Source organism: Acidimicrobiales bacterium (genome assembly GCA_025455885.1).
In the GTDB taxonomy this organism is placed as follows: Bacteria; Actinomycetota; Acidimicrobiia; order Acidimicrobiales; family Acidimicrobilacustridaceae; genus Rhabdothermincola_A.
In genome coordinates, this window is the sequence record JALOLR010000015.1 from 90,955 (window position 1) to 114,031 (window position 23,077).

18 protein-coding genes are annotated in these 23,077 nt (G+C 72.0%); 14 read left to right on the forward strand and 4 right to left on the reverse strand.

Going from position 1 to position 23,077, the window contains the following annotated elements; genetic code table 11:
* Nucleotides 1-180: 180 nt before the first annotated feature.
* The 5 genes from MUE36_12935 (at nt 181) to MUE36_12955 (ending at nt 6,795) form a co-directional block, all read left to right on the forward strand.
* Complete coding sequence (locus tag MUE36_12935; GenBank protein MCU0311834.1) at nt 181-1,998, forward strand: NAD(P)/FAD-dependent oxidoreductase; 1,818 nt, start codon at nt 181-183, stop codon at nt 1,996-1,998.
* Between the two features lie 51 nt (nt 1,999-2,049).
* Nucleotides 2,050-3,723 carry an SDR family NAD(P)-dependent oxidoreductase gene (locus MUE36_12940; protein MCU0311835.1) on the forward strand — a complete coding sequence of 558 codons (1,674 nt, stop codon included), beginning with the start codon at nt 2,050-2,052 and terminating at the stop codon, nt 3,721-3,723.
* Between the two features lie 4 nt (nt 3,724-3,727).
* A complete protein-coding gene (locus tag MUE36_12945) occupies nt 3,728-4,600 on the forward strand; it encodes an amidohydrolase family protein (GenBank protein MCU0311836.1) in 873 nt (290 codons plus the stop codon).
* A 147-nt stretch (nt 4,601-4,747) separates the two neighbouring features.
* A complete protein-coding gene (locus tag MUE36_12950) occupies nt 4,748-5,962 on the forward strand; it encodes an amidohydrolase (protein ID MCU0311837.1) in 1,215 nt (404 codons plus the stop codon).
* A gap of 89 nt (nt 5,963-6,051) precedes the next feature.
* Complete coding sequence (locus MUE36_12955) at nt 6,052-6,795, forward strand: hypothetical protein (GenBank protein MCU0311838.1); 744 nt, start codon at nt 6,052-6,054, stop codon at nt 6,793-6,795.
* Between the two features lie 47 nt (nt 6,796-6,842).
* Here the strand turns inward: MUE36_12955 and MUE36_12960 are convergent, their stop codons facing one another.
* Together MUE36_12960 and MUE36_12965 are read right to left on the reverse strand one after the other, a co-directional pair.
* Complete coding sequence (locus MUE36_12960) at nt 6,843-7,667, reverse strand: YwiC-like family protein (protein ID MCU0311839.1); 825 nt, start codon at nt 7,665-7,667, stop codon at nt 6,843-6,845.
* Nucleotides 7,664-8,104 carry an Rrf2 family transcriptional regulator gene (locus tag MUE36_12965; protein MCU0311840.1) on the reverse strand — a complete coding sequence of 147 codons (441 nt, stop codon included), beginning with the start codon at nt 8,102-8,104 and terminating at the stop codon, nt 7,664-7,666. The genes MUE36_12960 and MUE36_12965 overlap by 4 nt, the downstream gene beginning before the upstream one ends.
* Before the next feature lie 177 nt (nt 8,105-8,281).
* On the opposite strand from MUE36_12965, the gene MUE36_12970 reads away from it, so the two are divergent.
* From MUE36_12970 to MUE36_13000, 7 genes are all read left to right on the forward strand, one after another.
* Entirely contained in the window at nt 8,282-9,289 is a 1,008-nt protein-coding gene (locus MUE36_12970; protein MCU0311841.1) for a zinc-binding dehydrogenase, read from the forward strand.
* Nucleotides 9,286-10,035, forward strand: coding sequence for an SDR family oxidoreductase (locus MUE36_12975; GenBank protein MCU0311842.1), 750 nt, complete (start codon nt 9,286-9,288; stop codon nt 10,033-10,035). The genes MUE36_12970 and MUE36_12975 overlap by 4 nt, the downstream gene beginning before the upstream one ends.
* A 10-nt stretch (nt 10,036-10,045) precedes the next feature.
* Nucleotides 10,046-11,299: a sulfotransferase gene (locus tag MUE36_12980; GenBank protein ID MCU0311843.1), complete on the forward strand. Its 1,254-nt coding sequence runs from the start codon at nt 10,046-10,048 to the stop codon at nt 11,297-11,299.
* Nucleotides 11,296-12,564, forward strand: coding sequence for an MBL fold metallo-hydrolase (locus MUE36_12985; GenBank protein MCU0311844.1), 1,269 nt, complete (start codon nt 11,296-11,298; stop codon nt 12,562-12,564). Before MUE36_12980 ends, MUE36_12985 begins: the two co-directional genes overlap by 4 nt.
* A 101-nt stretch (nt 12,565-12,665) precedes the next feature.
* Entirely contained in the window at nt 12,666-12,986 is a 321-nt protein-coding gene (locus MUE36_12990; protein ID MCU0311845.1) for a hypothetical protein, read from the forward strand.
* Nucleotides 12,961-15,366: a PEP-utilizing enzyme gene (locus MUE36_12995; protein ID MCU0311846.1), complete on the forward strand. Its 2,406-nt coding sequence runs from the start codon at nt 12,961-12,963 to the stop codon at nt 15,364-15,366. The genes MUE36_12990 and MUE36_12995 overlap by 26 nt, the downstream gene beginning before the upstream one ends.
* Nucleotides 15,363-18,230, forward strand: a complete 2,868-nt coding sequence (locus MUE36_13000) for an alkaline phosphatase D family protein (protein MCU0311847.1) — start codon at nt 15,363-15,365, stop codon at nt 18,228-18,230. The genes MUE36_12995 and MUE36_13000 overlap by 4 nt, the downstream gene beginning before the upstream one ends.
* A 90-nt stretch (nt 18,231-18,320) precedes the next feature.
* Here MUE36_13000 and MUE36_13005 read toward each other — a convergent pair whose 3' ends face one another.
* On the reverse strand, nt 18,321-18,845 hold the full coding sequence (locus MUE36_13005) for a hypothetical protein (GenBank protein ID MCU0311848.1): 525 nt from the start codon (nt 18,843-18,845) through the stop codon (nt 18,321-18,323).
* A 140-nt stretch (nt 18,846-18,985) separates the two neighbouring features.
* On the opposite strand from MUE36_13005, the gene MUE36_13010 reads away from it, so the two are divergent.
* A complete protein-coding gene (locus tag MUE36_13010) occupies nt 18,986-19,879 on the forward strand; it encodes a DUF5996 family protein (protein MCU0311849.1) in 894 nt (297 codons plus the stop codon).
* Between the two features lie 148 nt (nt 19,880-20,027).
* Here the strand turns inward: MUE36_13010 and MUE36_13015 are convergent, their stop codons facing one another.
* Complete coding sequence (locus tag MUE36_13015) at nt 20,028-21,221, reverse strand: hypothetical protein (GenBank protein ID MCU0311850.1); 1,194 nt, start codon at nt 21,219-21,221, stop codon at nt 20,028-20,030.
* Between the two features lie 1,083 nt (nt 21,222-22,304).
* Here MUE36_13015 and MUE36_13020 point away from each other — a divergent pair.
* Complete coding sequence (locus MUE36_13020; GenBank protein MCU0311851.1) at nt 22,305-22,613, forward strand: hypothetical protein; 309 nt, start codon at nt 22,305-22,307, stop codon at nt 22,611-22,613.
* Nucleotides 22,614-23,077 lie beyond the last annotated feature (464 nt).

The following is a 23,077-nucleotide window of genomic DNA, read 5'->3' on the forward strand; positions in this document are numbered from 1 at the left end:
TCCCGACGGGTGGTCCGCGCACCGTGTGCGATGGGAGGTGTCGGACTGCGGTCCGTCGACCCCGAGGTCGAGCGGCCCGAGGTCGGACCCCGGCGGGGGCCCTGCGAGCCGGGCTACCTTTCTGACAGTGGTGTCACACCCGCCGGCCGACGGCGGGAGCTCGGGGGAAGGTGGATGACGGTGGGCTCCGATGGCGTGGACCGTGACCCGGAGGCCGTCCGGGCCCGGTACCTGGCCGAGCGGGACAAGCGGCTGGTGCCGGGACGGTCGGACATCCGCGACCTGGCCACCGACGCGACCTTCGCCGCCTTCCGCGACGACCCGTTCACCCCTCACGTCGACCGTGACCCGGTCACCGACGACGTCGACGTCGTCATCGTCGGCGGCGGGATCGCCGGGCTCGTGGCCGGGGCCCGACTCCGGGAGAAGGGCATCGGCAGGATCCGCATCATCGACCAGGCCGGTGGCGTGGGCGGCACCTGGTACTGGAACCGCTACCCGGGGGTGATGTGCGACGTCGAGTCGTACATCTACCTCCCGCTGCTCGAGGAGCTCGGCTACGTCCCGACCGAGCGCTACGCCTCAGGGGGCGAGATCCTCCGCCATCTCGAGGCGGTCGCCGAGCGCTACGACCTCGTGGCCGACGCCCTCTTCCACACCGGGGTGACCCGGGCGGAGTGGGACGAGTCGGCCGGCCGGTGGCGGGTCCGCACCGACCGCGGCGACGAGGTGACGTGCCGGTACTACGTGCTCGCTGTCGGCATCCTCAACCTGTTGAAGCTCCCGGCCATCGAGGGCATGGAGCGCTTCGCCGGGCCGTCGTTCCACACCGCCCGCTGGGACTACCGGGTCACCGGGGGCGGACCGGACGAGCCGCTCACGGAGCTGCGCGACCGGGTGGTCGGTCTCGTCGGCACGGGCGCCACCGGCATCCAGTGCGCCAAGGCGCTGGCCGCCGCTGCGAAGCACCTCTACGTGTTCCAGCGCACCCCGTCGGCCATCGGCGTCCGGGGCAATCGCCCGACCCCGCCCGACTTCGCCGACACCCTCGAGCCTGGCTGGCAACAGGCCCGGATGGACAACTTCCAGGCGATCATGCTCGGCCGCGCCGTCGACCGGGATCTCGTGGACGACGGTTGGACCCACCACTACGCCGCACCCCAGCGCCTCCCCCGGCCGCCCGAGGTGAGCGTCGAGGAGTTCGTCCGGCGCGCCGAGGAGCTGGACCTCGAGATCATGGAGGAGCACCGCCGCCGCGTGGAGGAGGTGATCGCCGACCCTGCCGTCGCCGAGGCCGTGAAGCCCTGGTACCGCTACATCTGCAAGCGGCCGTGCTTCCACGACGAGTACCTCGACGTGCTCAACGAGGCCAACGTGACCCTCGTCGACTGCCCCGGTGGCTTCGACCGCATCACCGAGGCCGGGCCCGTGGTCGACGGGCACCAGTTCGACGTCGACCTCCTCGTGTACGGCACCGGCTTCGAGGCCGAGGTCACCCCGGTGTTCCGCCGGGCCGGCCACGAGGTCGTCGGCCGTGGTGGGGTGACCCTCGCCCGGAAGTGGGGCGAGGGCGGGGCCAGCCTCTTCGGGATGATGAGCCGGGGCTTCCCGAACCTGTTCATCATGCCGGCCCCCGGCCAGCAGGCCGTGGTCACCGTCAACTACACCCAGCTCGCCGTGCTCGGCGCGGCGTTCGTGGCCGAGGTGGTGGCCACGCTCGACCGGCGCGAAGTGACCGCCTTCGACGTGAGCGCCGACGCCGAGGCCGACTGGGTCGCCGGCATCGTCGGCTCCTTCGTCGACGCCAGCGCCGTGATGTCGGCGTGCACGCCGTCGCGGATCAACAACGAGGGCCACCCCGAGGCCATGAACCCCCGCAACGGCAACTTCGGTCGCGGTCTCGGTGACTACTTCGCCTACCGCGAGCTCCTCGAGCGCTGGCTGGCCGACGGCGACCTCGCCGGCCTCGAGCTCGACACCGCGGCCGTGGCGCCGTGACGCCTGGCCGCCCGCTCGTGGCGACCGCCCGGCGGGACGGGGAGGACCACGGTGGCCGGTGACCGACCGCGGGTCGTGGTCGTCACCGGCGGGGGTGCCGGCATCGGCGCGGCGGTCGCCGAGGAGCTGGGTCGGCGGGGCGACCACGTCGTCACGCTCGACCCGTTGATGTCGCTCGACGGCACCGAGGCCCTCCCGCCGCCGGAGGAGACCACCGCCGGGCGCATCGTCGCCTCCGGCGGATCGGCCCGGGCGTCGTCGGCGTCGGTCACCGACGGGGCGGCGGTGGCCGAGCTCTTCGCCGGGCTGCTCGCGGAGTTCGGCCGGCTCGACGCGGTGGTCAACGTGGCCGGCATCAGCCGGCCCACGTCGTTCGCCGGTGGCGCGGACCAGGACTGGGCCGACGTGCTCTCCGTGCACCTCGGCGGCCACCTCAACGTGCTCTCGGCGGCGCTGCCGATCATGGCCGAGGCGGGGCACGGCCGCGTGCTGGGGGTGACGTCCGGGTCCGGGTGGCGGATGGCCGACACCGGCGCGTACGGCTGCGCCAAGCGGGCCGTGGCCTCGCTCACCTGGCAGCTCGGTCCGCAGGTCCCGCCGGGTGTCGTGGTGAACGCAATGTCACCGATCGCCATGACCCGGATGGTGACCGCCGCCCTCGGCCGACGCGCCCCGGCGCAGGGTTCGTCGGGGCCGGCCCCCTCGGGGGGGATCGCGATGGCGTCGATGCCCGACCCCGACCGGCTCGGGCCGACCGCCGCCTACCTCCTCGACGACGCCTCGGCCTGGACCCGGGGTCGGGTGGTCTTCGCCGGGGGCTCGGAGGTCGCGATCGTCGACGGGCCCCGGCTGGTCGAGGCGGTACGCACCGCCGACGTGGCCGACGTCGGTGCCGTGCTCGACGCCGTCACCCGCGACGCCCTCGGTCCGGCCGAAGCCGCCCAGGCCAGCACCGGTGGGAGCGCACCCCGGTTCGCCGGGCTCTTCGACGGGTCGGCGGCGCGTGAGGGGGCGTCCGGGCCGGGTCGCTCGTGCGTCGTCGTCGACGGCGACCGGGCGCTGGCCGGGTCGGTGACGGCGGCGCTGGCCGCCCGGGGGGTGACCGCGCACGTGGTCCGCGCCCCGGAGCCCGGGGCCGGGTTCGCCGGTGCGGCGGCGTCGCTGGCCTCCGTCGTCGAGGCCGCCGGTCCGATCGACGCGGTGGCCGTCCTCCCCGTCGTGTCCCGGCCGGCGGGCGCGACGGGGGAGGGGTGGGAGACCACGTTGGCCGAGCACGCCGGACTCGTCGGGGACATCCGTTCCGACGCCGGGTGGGCCCGCGCCGTGGCCGACCTCGCCGCGACGACCGGGCGGTCGGTGCGACTGGTCACCCTCGTCGACGCCTGCACCGCCGGGGGGCGCAGCCGGGCGCAGGCGGCGGCGCAGCTGTCCCGGGCCGCCTCGGGGGCCACCGCCGGGCGTGTCGCCGCCGTCGCGGTGGCTGTCGAGACCCCCGTCCCCGGCGCCGAGCCGACGCTTGCCGAGGTCATCGCCCACCTGGTCGGTGACCCCGACGCGGGGGCGTTGTCGGGTGCCGAGCTGGTGGTCGGCCCGGGCTGGTTCGGACTGCGCAGCCATCCCCGCCCCGGGGGCAGCGTCACCTTCGGGGGTCCCGCCGTCCCGGAGTGGCTCGACGGGGCCCTGCGCGAGATCGCCGGTGCGGCCCCGGCCGGGACGGGAGCGTGATGCGATGAGCCCGACGACCCGGCCGCCGCGCATCGTCGACGCGCACGTCCACCTGTGGGACCCGGCGCGCGCCGACTGGTACCCCTACCTCTCCGGGGGGCTCGAGCTCGGCATGGGCGACACCTCCGGCATGGCCCGCCGCTTCGACGTGACCACCTACCTGGCCGAGTCCGCGGGATGGAACGTCGAGAAGATCGTCAACGTCGCCGCCGCGACCGGCGTGCAGTCCGTCGACGAGACCCTCGAGCTCGACGCCCGGGCCGAGGTCGATGGCCACCCCGACGCCCTCATCGGCGGCGTCGTCGCCACCGCGACGGTGGCCGAGGCGGTGGCGCTGATCGACCGGCAGATGGCGGCGCCCCGCTTCCGGGGCGTGCGTCCCATGGGGCAGGCCGCCGACCCGGTGCCCGACGCCGGGGTCCTCGAGGCGTTGCGCGACCGGGGCCTGGTGTTCGAGCTGATGGCCCACCCCGACCAGCTCCGGGCGGCCGCCGACGCCCTGGCCGTGGTCGACGACCTCGTCGTGGTCGTCGAGCACGCCGGCTGGCCCCGGTCCGACGCTGCCGACGAACGCGCCCTCTGGGCGACGGGCATGGCGGCGCTGGCCGACCTGGGGGAGCGCGTGGTGTGCAAGCTCTCCGGGCTGGCGATGCCCCTCGGCTCGATGCGCGCCGAGGTCCTCCGACCGTGGATCGAGCCCACCGTCGAGCTGTTCGGTCCCGGCCGCTGCCTGTTCGCCGGCAACTTCCCCGTGGACGGCCTCCACGGCACCTTCGACGAGCTCTACACCGCCTTCGCCGAGATCACCTCGGGGCTCGACGAGGGGTCACGCGACCAGCTCTTCGCCGGGACCGCCGAGCGGGTCTACCGGATCTGACCCGGAACGGCCTCGCGACCGGGACCGGCCCGACCGGCACCGGCCCGACCCGGCCCCACGGCCCGCCTTGCCAGCGGCGCCCGACGAATCTAACATGAGCGTCACTCACACGACGACGGTCGCCGACCCCGACGAAGGATGTGCCAGGTGTCCCGAAAGCTCGACTTCCCGGTCTTCGATGCCGACAACCACATGTACGAGACGACCGAGGCGTTCACGCGGTATCTCCCGCCCGAGTACGACGGCCTCATCAAGTACGTGCAGGTCAACGGGCGCACCAAGATCGCCGTCAAGAACAAGATCAGCGACTACATCCCGAACCCGACCTTCAACAAGGTGGCGCCCCCCGGGGCCCAGGAGCTCGAGTTCCGCCTGAAGAACCCCTCGTCCAAGACCAAGGCCGGCGACATCGAACCGGCGCCGCCGCCCAAGTACATCGTGGCGCCCGACGCCTACTTCTCGCCCGAGCCGCGGGTGCAGCTGATGGACGAGTTGAGCATCGACCGGGCGCTGATGTGGCCGACCCTGGCCAGCCTCCTCGAGGAGCGGATGGCCGACGACGCCGAGGCCACCCACGTCGTGGTGCACGCCCTCAACCGGTGGATGGCCGAGGAGTGGACCTTCAACTTCGACGACCGCATCTTCGCCACGCCGGTCATCGCCATGAACATCGTCGACGAGGCCATCCGCGAGCTCGAGTGGGTGCTCGAGCACGGTGCCAAGGTCGTGCTCATCCGTCCCGCGCCCGTGCCCGACCGCAACGGTCGTCGGCGTTCGTTCGCCCTCCCCGAGTACGACCCGTTCTGGGAGCGGGTCCAGAAGGCCGGGATCCTCGTCGGCATGCACGCCTCCGACGACGGTCAGCAGCGGTACCAGAACGAGTGGACCGGAGCCTCCGGCGACGAGTTCCTCCCCTTCGCCAACCAGGCCACCCCGTTCGACCTGATCCTTCGGGCCGACTACCGCGGCATCAGCGACGTGGTCACCTCGATCATCGGCCACGGTCTGGCCATCCGCTTCCCCGACATCCGCTTCATGCCGGTCGAGAACGGCAGCTCGTGGGTGCGCCCGCTGGTGAAGCGCATGGAGAAGGTCTACGAGCGCTCGCCCAAGGCCTTCGAGGAGGATCCGATCGAGACCCTCAAGCGGGCGATCGCCATCCACCCGTTCCACGAGGAGGACCCGAAGGGCCTCATCGAGCTGGTGGGGGTCGACAACGTGGTCTTCGGGTCCGACTACCCGCACCCCGAAGGCCTCTTCGACCCCGTCACCTGGGTCGACGAGCTCGACGGGCTGCCCCAGGACGACCAGGCCAAGATCATGGGTGGGAACCTCGCCCGGCTCATGAAGGTGGCCGCCTGAGCCACGTCTGACGCCGCGGCGTCGTCGGCCCGGCCCTTCGGGGTCGGGCCATACTCCCCCCATCTCGATCCGTACGGGGGGCTGGGCCGATGGCCAACGACAAGGTCTACATCCACGAGTTCATCGACATCATCGGCCACAACCGGGCCAACTACATGCACCACATGACCGCCAACTGGTCGCCGATCGGCCAGGCGGAGCGCAACCAGCTCTGCTACGGCGTCTGGGGCACGGTCGGATCGACGGGACGTTGGCCGGAGGTCGTGAACCTGTGGGAGGAGGACGGCTTCGACGGCCTGGCTGCCTCCTTCCGGCACGAGTTCGGGCACCCCACGCTGCAGGACCCGGCCCTGGCCGACTGGTGGGCGCGGGCCGCCTCGTTCCGCCGCGGTGGCGTGGACCGCATCCTGGTCCCGGCGCCCTGGACCGCCACGATCGACGAGCTCTGCGCGGCGAGCGTCCGCGGCGAGCTGTACGCCCACGAGGTCGTGAAGGTCCCGCAGGGCACCGCCTCGGAGCTGCTCGAGCGGGTGCGCCACGACGCCGCGCCCGTCCACGAACCGTTCGGGTGGCAGCTCGTCGGCGCCTGGACGACGGCCATGTGCAACGACGCCGAGGCGATCCTGTTGTGGGCCGTGCCCTCCTGGGAGGCCTGGGCCGAGTACGAGGCCGCCCAGCACGACGACCCTGCGCTGGTCGCATGGCGGGCCACGGCGATCGGGCTCTCCTCGTCGTGGCGCCGGACCCTCCTCGTCGATGCACCCCTCTCGCCGCTGCGCACCGGACGCCAGCCACGCGAGAGCGACCGGGACAGCTACCGCCTGCCCGACTGAGCACCGGGTACCGGACGAACGTCCCTGGTCCGTGCGGGCGGATGGGCTCAGGCGAGCGCGGCGCCGATCGCCGTCGCCACGACGACGAGCAGCCCGCCGATCGTCTGGCCGATCCCGACGACCGTCACCGGCATCTCCCTCCCGTCGGTGGCCCACTGGACGACGACGAGGACGAGGACGGCTGCGGCGCCGACCAGGAACCCGCGATCGAGGGCGACCGCGGCCAGCGCCGCCAGCGCGGCCACGCCGTCGGCGAGGACCAGGGTGGAGCGCGCCGCCGAACGGTGGTGCAGTCGGGCGATGCGGGCGCGGACGTGGGGGATCGAGGAGATGCTCCGGGCGGCGAGGACGAGCCAGACCCCGAGCGCGACCGCTGCGGAGCCGTCGCCGGCGAGGACGATCACGGCGGCGGCGGCGCTGACCCCGACCGCCCCGGCGAGCTCGGGGACGAGACGGCGGCCACGCGACCGCATGTCGAACCACAGCTCCAGGACGACGAGCGGCGCGGCAACGGCGAGCGGCCACCAGATCCGGGGACCGGCGAGCACGGTCGCCGCGGCGACCACGGCGACGAGGACGGCGCCCTCGACGGCCACGACGCGGCGGGCCACCCGGGTGCGGTCACGGTGACGGTGACGGTGCCGGTCGACGAGCACGACCTTCAGCGGCGTGCGCACGACGAAGGCCAGCACCGTGGCGACACCCACCATCACGCCCGCCACGCTGGGCGCCACCAGGAGCCCGAGCAGGACCGGCTCGCCGGACAACCCCCACCCCCCGTGCTCGGTGGGGACGGCCACGGCGCGCAGCACGGAGCGCGTGGCGGGCGCCTCGCCGTCGTGCACAGCCGGTCCGCGCGCCGCGGTGGTCACCGTGGGCTCCGCCGCCGAACCATCGCCGGGGAGGCGACGGACGAGCCCACGGTCGAGAGCGCGGTGGCGGCCAGCTCGTCGAGCAGCTGTGTGCGGGCCCGGGACCAGGGCACGTGCAGGGCGCACTGGCCTCCGCCGGCGCACGGACGGTCCTCCAGGACGCAGCGGGTGACCTCGGTCTCCCCTTCGACTGCCTCGATGACGTCGAGCACCGAGACGTCGTCGAGGCTGACGGCGAGGCGGTAGCCGCCGGTGGGTCCCGGCTCGGACCGGACCCAGCCGGCGTCGACCAGCGGGGTCATGGCCTGGGCGAGGAAGCCTGCGGAGGCGTCGAGCTCGGCGGCGAGCTGGGCGCCCTTGCGTCGTTCGCCGGCGCCGGCCAGGGCCAGCAGCGCCCGGGTCGCCAGGTCGGCCCGTCGAGTGATCTCCAGTCGCACAGCCAGAGACTATTGGATCGGCGCCCCGTCGCCCACCGCACGGCCCACCGCACGGCCCACCGCATGGCCGGGCCGTCACCCGGTCGCAGTGGAGGCCGTACAGTCCGACGTGTTCGTGGGGGACCTCGCGCCGATCCGGGCGCGGCCCTGACCCGTCCGCCAGGAGACGAACCGACGATGAAGCAGATCATGTTGCACGGCGCCGACGACTGGCGCCTCGACGACGTCCCCGAACCCGTCCCCGGCCCCCGCGACGCGCTGGTGCGCATCGCCGCATGCGGCATCTGCGGCACCGACGTGTCCTACATCCACATGGGGATGACCCCCGGCCACCCGATCCCGCTGGGGCACGAGATGGCCGGGGTGGTCGAGTGGGTGGGCGACGACGTCGTGGACGTGGCGGTCGGCGACCGCGTCGTCGTGTGCCCGTCGGACGCCGGTGACGGCCCGATGGGGACCGGCGGCCCCCAGGGGGGCCTCACCCCGCTGCTGCACGTGCCGGACGCCGCGAGCGGGCGCCGCCTCTTCGCGGTGCCCGACGACATGGCGCTCACGACCGCAGCCCTCGCCGAGCCGCTCGCTGTGGGCATGCAGGCCGTCAACCAGTCCGAGGCCCGGCCCGGGGAGAAGGTCGTCGTGTTCGGCTGCGGGCCCATCGGCCTCATGGCGTTGGCCACGCTCGCCGACCGGGGGGTCGACGACGTCGTGGCCGTCGACCTCAGCCCGGCCCGCCTCGAGCTGGCCCGCACGGTCGGTGCCGCCCACGTGCTCGATCCGGGCGTGGTCGACGTGTGGGAGGAGCTGAAGCGCATCCACGGCACGACCCCGTTCATGTTCGGGCCCACGCCGGCCACCGACGTGTACATCGAGGCGTCGGGGGCCGACCGGGTGATCGGCGACGTGCTCCAGCACGGGCGGGTCGACGGTCGACTGGTGGTCGTGGCGCTGCACTACCGCCCCGTGCCCACCAACTACGTGAACGTCCTGATGAAGCAGTTCACCATCCGAGGGTCGATGGAGTACCCGGAGCGCTTCGAGGACGCCATCGAACTGCTCGAACGGCGGGACCTGTCCGGCCTCGTCACCCACACGCTCGGTCTCGAGGAGTTCGGCGCCGGCCTCGCCGTCCTGGAGGGGTCGAAGGACTGCGGCAAAGTGATGATCACCATGGGGGACCACCGATGACCAACGCGGTGCGCTTCGACTTCACCGGGGCCTCCGTGCTGGTCACGGGCGGGACGAGCGGGATCGGCCACGCCGTGGCCGCCGCGTTCGCCGACGCCGGGGCCACGGTCACCGTCACCGGCACGCGGCCCTCGGCCGACGACTACGACACCGACCTCTCCGCCTTCACCTTCCGTCGCCTGGAGATGCGCGATGCCGCGGCCGTCGACGAGCTGGCGTCGTCGTTCGACGTGCTCGACGTGCTCGTCAACAATGCCGGGGCCAACTTCCCCGACGGCCTCGACGAGTGGTCGCCGGAGGGCTTCTCGGCGTCGCTGGCCATGAACGTCGAGGGCGCCCAGCGGCTCACCGTGCGATCCCGGGAGGCGCTGGCCCGCAGCACCATGGGCGGGGGAGCGTCCGTGGTGAACCTGGTGTCGATGATGTCGTACCGGGCGACGACCATCGTGCCCGGCTACTCGTCGTCGAAGGCAGCGCTGCTGGCCCTGACCCGGAACCTGGCCCTGCACTGGGTCGACGACGGCATCCGGGTGAACGCCGTCGCCCCCGGCCTCATCGACACGCCCATGACCGCCCCGATGAAGCCGTTCCCGGAGATGCTCGACGGGGAGCTGGCCAAGCAGGCCATGCGCCGCATGGGCACACCGGAGGAGGTCGCCGCCGTCGTGTTGTTCCTGTGCACGGAGCCGTCGGCGTTCACCACCGGCACGGCCTTCGCCGTCGACGGCGGCTACCTGGCGTTGTGAGGAGGACGCCGTGACCGAGATCCGCATCGACGACCTGGCCGAACCGGTGCTCAACGACGTCCAACGGATGGGCCTCGAGTACGGCGAGACCGTGCGCACCGAGCTCAGCGTCGACGCCGTGTGCGAGGCGGCCGTCGCCGCCACCGGCCTCGACGACTTCGGCCCCGACGACTTCCGCGAGCGCCTCGACGTGCAGCTCTCGGAGATGGACGCCGACCCCGAGCGCACCGGCCTGGGTCGTCTGCTCATGTTCGGCGACTGCGCCCGTTATGCGGCGAATCGTCTTCGTATCCACGACCTGCTTCGACGCCAACCCGAGATCCTCGATGTCGAGATCGTCAAGCCGGTGATCGTGGTCGGGCTGCCCCGCTCGGGCACCACCAACCTGGTGAACCTCCTGGCCTCGGACTCGCGCTTCCGGTCGATGCCGCTGTGGGAGAGCTACGAGCCCGTGCCCGACCCCCGCGAGTCGGTCGGCCCCGACGGGGTCGATCCGCGCTGGACCCGCTGCCAGCAGGCCTGGGAGGCCATGCAGGCCGGGGCGCCGTTCATCGCCGCCATGCACCCCATGGAGCCGGACCACGTGCACGAGGAGAACGAGCTCATGGCCCCGGACTTCTCGAACTACAACATCGAATGGGTGGCTCGGACGCCACGCTGGCGCGACCACTACCTGGCCCACGACCAGACGCCGCACTACGCCTACATGAAGACGGTGCTGCAGATCCTCCAGTGGTACCGGCCCCGGGAGCGCTGGGTGCTGAAGTCGCCCCAGCATCTGGAGAACATCGGTCCACTCATGGCGACGTTCCCCGATGCCACCATCGTGGTCACCCACCGCGACCCGGTGGCGGTGGTGCAGTCGACCATCACCATGCTGACGTACGGCGCCCGCACCGCCTACCGGTCGACCAACCCGGAGTGGTACCGCGACTACTGGACCGATCGCATCGGTCGGCTCCTCGACTCGTCGCTCCGGGATCGGCATCTGTTTCCTGAGCAGCGAACGGTGGACGTGTTCTTCCACGAGTACATGGCCGACGAGATGGGCACCCTCCAGCGGATCTACGACGCGGCCGGCATCGAGCTCACCGACACCGCCCGCGGTGAGATCGGGGCCTACCAGGCCGCCCACCCCCGCGAGAAGGGGGGTCGTGTCGTCTACGACCTGCGCGGCGACTTCTCCACCACCCCCGAGGAGGTGCGCTCCCACTTCGGGGCCTACCTCGACGCCTTCCCGAACGTACGGATCGAGGTCCTGTGAACATCTCCGAACAGGTCGATCACCTGATCGACACCCGCCCGGGCCGCGAGCTGCTGACCCCGGTCTACGACGACCCCGCCCATCCGATCGTCGACGGACTCGTCTACCGGTCGGGGGGCAACACCGCGGCCTACATGGTGTTGACCGACACGGGACGGGTGATCGTGAACACGGGCATGGGCTACGAGGCGCCCCATCACAAGCGGGTGTTCGACGCCGTGCGTCCCGGTCCGACCCACCACATCATCACCACCCAGGCCCACGTCGACCACGTGGGCGGCGTCGACCTGTTCAAGGAGCCGGGCACCACCTACGTCGCCCAGGCCAACAACCCGGCCTGTCAGCGCGACGACAAGCGCATCCAGGGGCTGCGCATGCGCACCGCCGGCATCTGGTTCGACATGCTCGGCACGGAGGCGCGGCGCATCCACGAGGAGAACCCCGGGGTGTCGATGACCCAGGCCGAGCCGGAGCCCGACATCCTCTTCGACGACCGTCTGGTGTTGAACGTCGACGGCCTGCGCATCGAGCTCTACGCCGCGGTGGGCGAGACCGTCGACTGCTGCATCGTGTGGTTGCCCGAGCACCGGATCGCGCTGGTCTCCAACCTGTTCGGCCCGCTGTTCCCGCACTTCCCGAACGTCAACACCATCCGCGGCGACCGCTACCGGTTCGTGGAGCCCCAGGCGGCCACCAACCGACTGGTGCGCGAGTTGCGCCCCGAGATGCTGGTCACCGGTCGCTACGAGCCGATCGTCGGCGCCGACCTCATCGAGGCGTCCCTCGAACGGCTGGACAAGGCCGTCGACTACGTGCACACCAGGGCGCTGGAGGGGTTCAACGCCGGGGTGGACGTGTGGACGCTCATGAGGGAGATCGAGCTGCCCCCGGAGCTGCGGGTGGGCCAGGGCTACGGCAAGGTGTCGTGGGCGGTGCGCACCTTCTGGGAGGAGTACGTCGGCTGGTTCAAGCTGGCGTCGACCACCGAGCTGTACCCCGATCCCGCTCCCGCGGCGTTCGCCGAGCTGGTCGATGCGCTGGGAACCGGGACCGTGCTCGACCGGGCCGAGGCCGCGTTGGCGCGCGGCGACGCCGTCGTCGCCATCCGCCTCGGTGAGGCGGTCGAGGCCGTCGCTCCCCACGACCTCCGGTTGGCGACGCTGATGGCGACAGCGCACCGCGACCTGTTGGACCGAGGTGGCGCCGTCAGCTTCTGGGAGGAAGGCTGGCTGCGGACCCAGGCCGAACGCTGGGAGTCCAGCTGACCGGGGTGGGCGCCGACCCGCGTGACCCGCGGTGACCTCCGGCCCTTCCGGGAGCGTGGCGGGCGTGTGATGAGTGAGGGTGCCGAGAAGGGGAGACCCACATGAGACCGACGATGTTCGACCGGGCGATGCTCGCCGCGACGCTGGTGCTGTGCGCCGTCGGGGTCGCCGGCGCGGTGGATGAGGGCGAATCCGACCTGGCCGCGGTGTTCGGCGCCGTCGCGGCCATCGGGGCGGTGCTGTTGATCCGCACCTTCGTGGGTCGGGTGCCGGTGGCGTTGCGGGCCGACCTCGTGCGGTGGATGGCGGCGCGGGCGGTGGTGGCCGGTGAGCGCACCGAGGACGTCGCCGACCGTGCGGTGGCGGCGTACCGGGACGGCCTGACCGGCGAGGACCATGACCGCGAACCCACCCGGGCCTGACGCCGCCGACGCCGCAGGCACCGGCCGCGACACCGCGGCGGTGGTCCTCGACGGCCGCGTCGACCCGGACCTGCTGGGCGGGAAGGGCGCCGCGCTCGACCGTCTGGTCGGTTGGGGCTTCCCGGTGCCCACCACGGGCGCGGTCACGATCGCGACGTATCGCCGCTTCGTCGCCCACACCGCGCTCGCAGCGTTGATGGACTCCCTCCGCGCCGGCGCCGACGTGTCGGCGGAGCAGATCGACTCGACGTTCGAGGCCGTGCCGTTCGACCCGCGGGACGCCGCCGCCATCGTCGCCATGGCCCGACGCGTCGGCGACGGGGCCCCGCTCGCCGTTCGGTCCTCGGCGACGGTCGAGGACCTCGAGCGGTCCTCGTTCGCGGGGCAGTACCACTCGGTGCTCGACGTCGAGGCCGGCGACGCCGACGAGGTCCTCGACGCGGTGAAGGCGGTCTTCGCGTCGCTCTGGCACCCCGCCCCGCGGGCCTACCGGCGGAGCTTCGGGATCGGTGACGAGGCCGCGGCCATGGCTGCGGTGGTGATGAGGATGGTCCCCGCGGTGCGGGCGGGGGTGGTGTTCACCGTCGACCCCGGCGACTACCCCTCGAAGGCGAGGGTCGAGGCGGTCCAGGGGCTGGCCGAGTCGCTGGTGTCCGGGCGCCGCACCCCGGCGGCCGCGGTCCTGCCCCGGTCCGGGCCCCGTGAGGGCGTCGCACCCGAGGTGGAGGAGGCCCTCGACCTCGCGCTGGCGGTGGAGGCTCGCGCCGGCTGCGCCCAGGACGTGGAGTGGGCCTGGGACGGCGAGCGGGTCTGGCTCGTGCAGGCCCGCCCCATCACCGTCACCGGATCCGCCGACGGTGACGGCTTCGACGACCCGCCCGACCTGATCGAACGGTTGGACCTGACCACCGCCGGCATCGGGGAGATGCTCCCGGGCGTCCTGTCGCCGCTGCTGTGGACCGTCGACTCCCACCTGGTCGAGGAGTCCCTCCGGCGCCTGCTCGACGACCTCGGTCTGCTCCCTCCCGACCTGGCCGACGGCGGTGCCCTCCTTCGGCGGGTGCGGGGGAGGGCGGCCATGGACTTCGCCCGACTCCAGGGCATGGCCGGCACCCTTTCGGGCTCGGTGGCCGGCGACCTCGAGGCGCAGTACTTCGGTGCGCGGGCCTCGTCCGTACCGGTCGCCGCGGGCCCGGCACGTCCCCGTCGGCGGCTGCGGTCGCTCCTCCACGACCTGCGGGTCCTGCAGGCCCGCTCCCGGTACGCCGCCGAGGCGGTGACGATCGTCGAGGCCATCGGCGCCGTCCTCGCCGGGCGACCCGATCTCGGAGACTTCGACGGCCGCGGCCTGCTGGCCTACCACCTCCGGCTCCTCGACCTGGCGGGACGGGGCATGACCGCGGAGCTCGGGGTGGCCACCGACGCCACCGCCACCCACCGCCGGCTGGAGACGATGCTCGGACGGTACTTCGACGGGTCCGAGGCGCAGCGGGCCACCGATCGGATGGTGGCGTGGGGCGGGGTCGGCGCCCCCGTCGACGACGAGGCCAGCGCGGCGGTCTTCGCCGGGCCCACCTGGGCCGAGCTCGGCCGCCGGCCCCCGGGCCCCCGGGCCCCCGGGCCTCCCGGAGCGCAGGAGCTCCCGCTCACCGACGTGCGGGCGGTGGTGGAGGGATCGGAGCGCTGGAACGACGGGGCCGCCCTGTCGCGTTTCCGCCTCCGGGCCATGCGTCGCCTGGCGGCCGACGCCGCCGACCGGCTGGCCCGCCGGGAGCAGGCCAAGGCCGCGCTCCTCGCCCTCGGCGGCGAGGTGCGCCGGGTCCACCTCGAGATCGGTCGTCGGCTCGTCGGATCGGGCGCACTCGACGATCCCGGCGAGGTCGACCTCCTGACGGTTCCGGAGTTGCGCCGGGCCCTGCTCGCGGGGACCGCCGTGCCTCCCGACGTCGTGCGCCGGCGGAGCCGTTGGCGGACCCGCTACGAACAGGAGGGCCCGCTGCCGGCCCGGTTCACGGGGCGGCCCACCCGGGAGGCCGACGTCGCACCCGTCGGCCGGCAGGTCGAGGGGTGGGCGGCCAGCGCAGGACGGTTCCGCGGCCGCGTCCAGGTGGTCACCTCACCCGACGAGGAGCTGGCACCGGACGCGGTCCTGGTGGCCGAGGCGACGGACCCGTCCTGGTCGCCGCTGTTCGTGCGGGCCGGGGCCCTCGTGCTCGACCGGGGCGGTCCGCTCTCCCACGCCGCCATCCTGGCCCGCGAGCTGGGGCTCCCCGCCGTGTTGAACGTGCCGGGGGCCACCTCGCTGCTGGCCGGGCACGAGGTCACCGTCGACGGGGACCTCGGGATCGTGGTCGTGCACGACGTGGAGGCGACGTCGTGACCACTGCGCCGACCCGTCGCGCCGACCGGCGCCTCGAGATGGCCGGCGTGCTCGGCCTCGATCGGCTGCAGCTGTTCGTCCCCGCCCTCATGACCGTCGGCCTGGTGGTCTGGATCCTGGGCGAGGCCAACGAGATCGCCCGCTCGCGGGCCAAGGCGACGAGGGTGCGGCGAGCCCGGATCGCGGCCGCCTCCATCGTCGACGAGACGCTGGGCCGACCCCCCAGCGGCACCCTGGGGCTCCGGCCCCGGCCGGTGTACGTGATGATCGCCGCGACCTCGATCGCCGCCGCGTTGTACGTCCTGATCGGGTCGATCGGGAACTTCACCAGGTCCGGCGGGTACGTCGAGGGCGAGGCGTGGCTGTTGGCCCTGGCCGCAGTGGCGTCGCTGCTCGGCGTCGGGTTCGGGGTCACTGCGCTCGTCGTCGCCGTCACCTGGCCGCAACCGCCCCCCTGGGCCCGGGGTGTCCTGCTCCGCTCCCCGCTCGGCTCCACCTCGCTGCCCGAGGACCGCTCGGCCCGACCGCACTGGACCACGACGGCGTTCGTGGTCTGGAGCGCGGCGGTGATGGCGGCCACCACCGCCTTCGTGGCCTGGTCGCCCGAGAACGCGGAGCGGTTCAACGAACGGGTGGCCGGGTGGGTGGACTCGCTGGGGGTGCTCGACTCGGTGGCCTTCCTGGTGCCGGCGGGGGAGGACTGGATCGCCCTCGGCCTGGCCGCGGTGACGGTCCTGCTCGCCTACCGGTGTCGGGTCGTGGTCGTGAACTACGTGGCGTCGATCCTCGTCGGGGCCCTGGTGGTGGTGGCCCTGCGCCCGCTCGTGGCCCAGGCCCACCAGGCCCGCGCGTCGGCGTTCGGGTCGGTGGACACCTACCCCAGCCTCCCGATGTTCCTGGTCGTCGTGTTCGCCGGGCTGGCGCCCCTGGCCCTGGCGGTGCTCTTCGAGCGCACCTGGATCATCCTGCCGCTCCGCGTCGGCCTCGGCACCCTGGCCGTCGCCGCCGGGCTCCACCGGATCGACGACGGCACCCTCGCCACCGACATCGTCGGCGGGGCGCTCCTGGGGCTGGTCGCGGTCGGGGCGACCCAGTGGTTGGTGAGCCGGGAGACCTCCCACACCCACTGCAACGGGTGTCCGTGGTCGGCCGCGCCCTACCACGGCCCGATCCTGGGCGCGATCCCCATCCATCCCGACGCCCACGACGCGCTCAGCTTCGCGGCCCGGGTCACCGCGTTCGCGGCGACGATCGGGCTGGGGCTGATGGCCCTGCGGATCGAGCTGCCCGCGGACACCTCCGACTACGGGCTCGGGGTCCCGGTGCAACAGAACGTGCAGTACGCCCTCACCGCGCTGATGTCGGTGGGGGCGCTGCTGGCCTGGCGGTGGGAGGGGGTGGGCGCGCTGCTCATCGCGGTGGCGGCGGCGGGGGCCGGGATCTTCGCCGCCCTCCAGTACGTCCCCGGGGTCGCCCTGGCCCTCACCCTGGCGCTGATGGTCCCGGCGGTGCTGCTGTGGCTGAGCTGGCAGCACCGGCGGAGCCCCCGGGAGATCGTGGGCCTCGCGGTGCTGGCGACGGTGCTGATCGGTGGGTCGTGGGCGGGGGCCAACACCGTGCACGAGCACTTCTTCGGCCCCACCCACGAGGAGAGCGTGGCGCCGGACATCCCGGTCGACCGCGTCGAGTGGGTGTGGTCCGGGGCGCTGTCCCCCACCGGCGTCACCGTCACGGCCCGCATCGTGGAGGGCGCCACCTCGGCGCGCCTGGAGGTGGACCCGGGCGGAGGGCCGGTGGTCGCCAGCGAGTCGGTGACGCCCGACGAGTACCGCATGGTGAGCCTGCGCGTCGACGGCCTGCGCCCGGGGGCCGAGCACCGTTACCGGGTGGTCGTGGACGGCGAACCCGACCGGGGGCGGGGGTTCGGGGAGTTCTCGACCCCGGTGGACGGCGCTCTCTCGTTCACGGTGACGGCGTCGGCGTGCGCCCGGACCGGCTCCAACGTGGCGGTCTTCGACACCATCCGGGCCATCGACCCGCTGTTCCACCTGGCCCTCGGTGACCTGCACTACGGCAACATCGACAGCACCGACCCGGAGGAGTTCGTCGACGCCTACGGAGTGGCTCTGTCCACCCCGGCCCAGTCGGCCCTGGCCCGCCAGGCGCCGGTGGCCTACGTCTGGGACGACCACGACTACGGCCCGAACGATGCCGACGCCTCCTTCGTCGGTCGGGCCGCGTCACGTGAGGCCTACCGGGTCTCGGTGCCCCATTACCCGGTCACCGACGGCGACACCCCCATCAACCAGGCGTTCACGATCGGCAGGGTCCGCTTCGTCATGACCGATCAGCGCTCGGAGCGCACGGCCGACACGATGCTGGGCGCAGCCCAGAAGGCCTGGCTGCTCGACGAGCTCCGGACGGCGAGCAGGACCCACGCGGTGGTGGTGTGGGTGAACTCGGTGCCGTGGATCGGCCCGGCGAAGCCGGGATCGGACAACTGGACCGGTCAGCCGGCCGAGCGGACCGAGATCGCCGAGGCCATCGCCGTGGAGGGGATCGACAACCTGGTGATGCTGAGCGGGGACGCCCACATGTTGGCCGTCGACGACGGCTCCAACAGCGACTACTCGACCACCGGCGGTGCCGGGTTCCCGGTGTTCCACACCGCCGCCCTCGACCGGCCCGGGAACGTCAAGGGCGGGCCCTACAGCGAGGGGGCCTTCCCGGGCTTCGGCCAGTTCGGGGTGCTGGAGTTCGTCGACGACGGGGGGCCGGCGGTCACCGTGCGGCTCTCGGGCCGCAACTGGCTCGACGAGACGTTGGTGGCCTACGAGAGGACCTTCGCGACGCCGGTCTCCTGACGGGCTGCGAGCCCCCGGCCCGGTGCGCCGGTGGGCGGTGGAAGCCGCTGCCTCGGCCGGATGTCCGGCGCCCGCACCGGGTGCGGGAGGTCAGGCCCGGTGCTGGTAGCCGCGGACGGTGCGACGGCTGGACCAACGGTCCCGCAACGCCAGGCCGGCGGCGATCAGCACACCGCCGACGACCACGCCCATCCACCCGTGGCCGGTCTCGAGGTCCCAGTTCGCCCGGTCGTCTCCGGCGATGAGGATGCCCACGCCGACGCACACGAGCAGAACGCCGACCACGAGCTTCGATGCCCGGTCGGCGGCGGCTCCGGCGGCGAGGGCGATCAGCCCGAAGATCGTCGTGGCGATGGCGATGGTGGGTGTGAACGCCATCCCGGCCACGTCGACGGCTGCGGAGTCGATGCCGTCGGCCCAGTCGATCCGTATGAGGGCCACGAGTCCGACGACGGTCGCCACGCCACCCGCGATCGCGGCGGTCAGCCGCGCCGCGGTGTCGGTGGCGTCGGCGGTGTGGGTGGTGTCGTGCTCTTCGACGTCGGCGGAGCTCTCCGTCGTGCGGTCCGCTCGACTGATGCGGTCGGTCTGGGTTGCCCTGTTGATCTCGGCCATGACGTCCTCCTGGTTCGCGGAGCCGGGCCCTCACGTACCCCCGTGACGGGGCGATCAGTACGGCGGGGTGAGCGCCCGAGGGGGCGGGCTCGACCATCGGTCGGGCTAGCGTGCCGCCGAACCGAACGAGGAGTCCCACGATGTGGCCAGCTCTCCCGACCGAGGCGTGGATCCCGACCCGCGACACGCTCCAGCTCTACCTGCAGGTGATCGGCAAGGTGCGCCTGGCCAACGAGCCGCTGGCGAACCACTGGTGGAACGTCCCGCTGTACCTGACCGCCCGCGGGATGACCACGTCGCCGATGCCGCACCCGACCGGGCCGACGTTCCAGATCGACCTCGACCTCGTCGCCCACGAGCTCGAGATCACGACCACCGAAGGTGATCGGGCCGGGCTGGCGCTCGAGGACCGCACCGTGGCCGACTTCCACGAGCGGTTGATGGCGCTGCTCGGCGATGTCGGTGTGGCCACCGACATCTGGCCGGTGCCCGTGGAGATCCCCGGGGCGATCCCCTTCCCCGACGATCGTGAGCACGCGCGCTACGACCCGGCGGCGGTGCACCGGTTCTGGCTCGCCCTCGTCGAGATGGAGCGGGTGTTCAAGGTGTTCCGCAGTCGGTTCGTGGGCAAGGCGAGCCCGATCCACTTCTTCTGGGGGGCGCTCGACCTCGCCTACACACGCTTCTCGGGGCGGACCGCACCTCCGCACCCGGGCGGGGCGCCGAACTGCGGACCGCACGTCATGCTCGAGGCGTACTCCCACGAGGTGTCGAGCTGCGGCTACTGGCCCGGCGGCCCCGCCGAGGAGGGCGTGTTCTACGCGTACGCCTACCCGGAGCCGCCCGGCTACCGGAAGCGAACGATCGGGCCGTCGGAGGCTAGGTGGGACGACGAGCTCGTCGAGTTCGTGCTGCCCTACGAGGTCGTGCGCACCGCCGCGGATCCCGATGCCGTGCTGCTCGAGTTCCTGCAGTCCACCTACGAGGCGGCGGCGACGACCGCCGGGTGGGACCGCGCCGCGTTGGAGCGCTGACGCGACCCCCTGCGCCTGCGAGCGCTCGGCGGGACTCGAACCCCGACCGTTCTCGGCAGCCTGACCGATGTCGACCCATGCGTTCACCCCAGGGGCCAACTGCAGGACCGCATCGACCGCGATTTCGCAGCCGGGGAGTACCCAACGTCTAGCGGTCGACGTCGATCCAGATGCGCCAGTCGGCAGGAAACCCGGAGAGCTCGCAGACATCCTGCTGCTTCTCTGCGAGACAGCGCTGAAGGTCCTCGATCGTCACGCTGCCCGGTTGGGCCTCCCACTGTGGAAGCTTCACATCGTTCACCACCCCGATGGCACAGGCCACCAAGGCGACGGAAGCAGCGGTCCTTGCAGCAGCCAGAGGCGAGGTGGCCGCAGCTCTGAAAAGTATCAACAGCAGCACGAGGGTCACCCCTGCGAAGTAGCGCTCCTGGTACGGGAAACCCATCTGCGACGCCTCGATCTCAACCCAGCTCACCGAGAAGAAGGCTGCGCCGGCCAGCACCGAGGCGCCGAGCAGCCACCACGGTGAGGGGCCCCGCCAATCGGTCGCTGCGACGACAACGCTCGTTGCGAGGAACAGGATCCCGACGACGATGAAGTAGGGCCTGGCGTCCGAGCTCCAGTGGCTCACAACGGTCTCCTGCCCGAGCACTGTTGCTGCGCCGACGAGCCGGTTGACGATGTAGGGAGCCGTGGTCACCAGGTCGCTCAGCTGACGGGGCCCGTTGTCGCGGCCGGAAGCGACAAGCACCCAGACGGCTATCGCCGAGCTGACAACCACGATGCCGAGACGCACGAACGCAACGCGCTCCCGGAACCGGAAGCACCCCCAGAGCGCAGTGGGGATGACGAAGAGCGCCCCGAACCCCGACAGACCCATCACGAGGAGGAAGGCGAACTCTGCGACGTTGGACCATCGTCGAGTGGTCGGTCTCGATGCGACGATGACGAGAGCCGGAACGATCCACCACCAGTGCAGGTACGCCAGCGTCCCCTGGATCGAGGCGGTGCTCGGAGCCACGACGAGGACGAGGACGAGAGCGGCTCGCCAACGCCAAGGCCCGAGCAGAGGACCGCATCGCTCACCGAGCAAGAACATGAGTGGCAGGACGGCGAGGAGGCATGCCGCCAGGTAGTAACTCCTCGGCTGCAACGGGAGCGGAAGGACCGATGTCAGGAGTGACACAGCCCGCTGTCCCACGTAGATGCCGCCGTTGAAGATCTCGAAGGGCCGAAACCCCTCGTTGATCTGTTCACCGAAGAAGATCGGGCCGTCCTCGAGTACGAAGACGGGGCGCAACAGGAGGGAGACCCGCCTGGCGAGGAGGACCGCCACGGCCACGACGAAGACCGCGGGGTTGCGCCAGCGGCGCAGGGTCTCGGGATCGAACCGGTAGGGCTTGGGTGCGTCGGTCAGGGCTTGGCTTGTCGCCGTGCTGATCCCATCGGCCCGGGAAGGTGTAGGTGAAGCACCCGACTTGGGGGTGGGTGCTGCCTGCCGCGGCGCGGCTGGCCGACGGGGGCCGGGATGGCCGCTCGGTGGTGGGGGCAAGCTCATGGACCCGTCTCTCGCTGCCTCGAGGCGCAAGTATTGCCGCCGTCGGTGGGGACATGAGTCCTCGACGGCGACGGGCCCCTCAGCCAGAGGCGAGGGCCGGTGCAGCCAAGCTGCAACCCGGCCCCGAGAACCGTCATATCCCGAGATCTCGGGGGAGGCACCCCGCGGAGGCGACGCGGTCGGGGGCACTCGTGCTCGTCGCCGATGGAGCTCGGATGGAATCCCCAGAACGCCGAGAGGGTGACACCTCGAGGCATCACCCTCTCCACCAGCACTTGTCCGGCGCGCTCGGAGGGACTCGAACCCCCAACCTTCTGATCCGTGGGCAGATGCGCTACGTCCACCGCCGTCCGCCTGCGCCCACAACCGTATGGCGAATCGGTCAGGGTTCTCCAGTGTCGTCCACGGCAGTTCGCTGGTGGCCGGGTGGTCTGGCTGCACCTTTGGCTGCACCAGACGACTCTCCGATCCGGGCGACGAGGAGGGCGTCACAGCGTTGTAGTTGTCGTTCGGTCGGGTTGGGTCCCCCAGCAGCGAACACGTGGCAGAAGTGTTCGGTACAGTTGAGTGCGCGATGAGCGAACATTCAGGCCGTCGAGGTCGACCGAGCCGCGAGGTGCCGTCGCCGGCCCGGCGCGCCTTGTGCCGCTTGCCGCTCTGGCCAACGACGAGATCGCGGCACCGGCGCTGCGCACTGCGGCCAATCGCGGGCGGTTGCAGGCGGTGCGGGGTGCAGATGGAGAGTGGCGCAGCTCCAGGAACTGGGTCGACGAGTACCTCGCCAGCCGCTACCGGCGAGCTTGAGGGTGCTCGCTGCACAGTCCGTCATCGGCTGGCGATGTCCCAGGCTCTGACCAGACTGGCGGCATGACGACCGACACCGAACTCGTCTACGGTGAGCAACGGCACGACCTTCTCATGGCGTTCATGGCGTTTGGAGACTCGATGATCCTGCGGCCCGGCGGCATGGCCGAGTTCGCGGTGAGCAGAGAGACCGTGAACGATCCATTGCTTCGTGCTGTGATGCGGGCTGAGGCGGACCTGATTCGAGAATCAGCTGACCTCGTCGGGGCCTCCGACGTTCGGCTCCGGAACGACGTCGAGCGGTTTGCCGACGCCCTCACGCTCGTTCTGCAGGCGCTCGGAGTTCGTGCTCACGCCTACCTGAGGTACTGAATCACTGGTCGTGAGGGAGTCGCCGAGCGTCGGAGCTGGGTGCCCCAGTCGCAGGTGAACCTCTACCAGCAAACAGCTAGCGCGCTCGGAGGGACTCGAACCCCCAACCTTCTGATCCGTAGCTAGAGGGAAGGGGTCCACCAGAGTCCGCCAATGACCGTCGGCGTGGTCGTCACAAGGGCTCTGTGTCTACCGAGGTCCACCAGCGTCTGCAGCAGGCTGGGTGCTCTGGCTGCACCAATGGCTGCACCTCTCGGAGCTGCGGTCCGGGCCTACGGGCATACGGACGAGTCACGTTAGACGGCTTCGGGGAACTCGTCTCGGGGCAAAATACGATTCTTGGCTCTTCGGCCGACGGAAGGCGCGGCTTCCTAGCCGTCGTCAGAAGGGCCTGCTGGATCCCACTTTGGCGAAGGCCATCGGGGCATCGTGGATATGTGGGGAACGAGACTGGCTGGGAGATC